This is a genomic window from Saccharothrix mutabilis subsp. mutabilis (assembly GCF_039521145.1).
Classification (GTDB): domain Bacteria; phylum Actinomycetota; class Actinomycetes; order Mycobacteriales; family Pseudonocardiaceae; genus Actinosynnema; species Actinosynnema mutabilis.
In genome coordinates this window covers 1-1,379 of sequence record NZ_BAAABU010000051.1, presented here as the reverse complement: position 1 = coordinate 1,379, position 1,379 = coordinate 1, and the positions used below count along the sequence as shown (strand labels likewise).

Genomic DNA, 1,379 nt, shown 5'->3' with positions numbered 1-1,379 from the left:
CTAGTACTCCAGCCGCAGTTCGTGATCATGTTCTGCTAGCTTGTCGATCTTGTGTTGGTTGATGAGGACATCCAGGCGTGGGTGAGCGGCTTGGACGAGCTGTTCGGGCGGGTGGCGGGACGGTTTCTGCGGGCGGAGCCGCGGCGTCGGGCTCGGGCGTATGTGCGGGGCCTGTTGGCTCCGATCGCTGGCAAGAATGGTTGGACGTTGGCGGAAGTGGCTGGTGAGGCGACGCCGGACGGGATGCAGCGTCTGCTCAACGCCGCGACGTGGGACGTTGACGGGGTTCGCGACGACGTCCGTGACTACGCGGTGGAGCATCTGGCCGACGGCGAGGGCGTGCTGGTGGTGGACGAGACCGGGTTTCTGAAGAAGGGCACCAGGTCCGCCGGGGTGCAGCGCCAGTACTCCGGCACTGCCGGCCGGATCGAGAACTGCCAACTCGGGGTGTTCCTCGCTTACGCCACGGGCAAAGGTCGGACGCTGATCGACCGCGAGCTGTACCTGCCCAAGTCCTGGACCGCCGACCGGGAACGGTGCCGGGAAGCGGCGGTGCCCGGCGGGGTCGAGTTCGCGACCAAGCCCGTGCTCGCCCGCGCGATGCTGGCCCGGGCACTGGACGCGGGCGTGCCGGCCCGCTGGGTGACCGCGGACGAGGCCTACGGCGGCGATTCGAAGTTCCGTGCCTGGTTGGAAGACAGGCGCATCGCCTATGTGGTGGCCGTGCCGAGCAGTCAGACCATTCCCGCCACCGCGGGCGCCACCCGCGCCGACTTCCTGACCGCCGACGCCCCGCTGGCGGCCTGGAAGCGCCGTAGTTGCGGCCAGGGTGCCAAGGGGCCACGACTGTTCGACTGGGCGGTGGCCTCGTTACCGGTCTACGACGACACCACCCCGCCGGGCTGGCGACGGTGGCTGTTGATCCGCCGTTCTCTGACGCCCAATCGTCGTGGCGAGCACGAGTTGGCCTACTACTTGTGTTGCGCACCAACGGGAACCACCGACGAGGACCTGATCCGGGTAGCCGGAATGCGGTGGGCGGTCGAGGACTGCTTCCAGACCGCCAAGACCGAGGTCGGCCTGGACCAGTACCAGGTCCGCCGCTACGACGCCTGGTACCGCCACATCACACTCGCGATGCTCGCCCACACCTACCTCGCGGTCACCGCCGCCATTGCCCCAAAAGCGCTGGCAGCGGCCTCATCCCGGTCACCCTCGGCGAGGTCAGGCGTCTCCTGGCACACCTGATCACCACCATCCCCAACAGCGCCCTGACCTGGGCTTGGTCCCGCTGGCGCAGACGCCATCAACACCGCGCCAAACAAGCCCACTACCAGCGAAGACAGGCCCAACATCACGAACTGCGGCTGGAGTACTAG

1 protein-coding gene is annotated in these 1,379 nt (G+C 67.8%); it reads left to right on the top strand.

Annotated elements, in window-relative coordinates:
* Window positions 1-51 precede the first annotated feature (51 nt).
* Complete coding sequence (locus ABD126_RS38535; protein WP_425542974.1) at window positions 52-1,248, top strand: IS701 family transposase; 1,197 nt, start codon at window positions 52-54, stop codon at window positions 1,246-1,248.
* The last annotated feature ends 131 nt before the right edge of the window (window positions 1,249-1,379 follow it).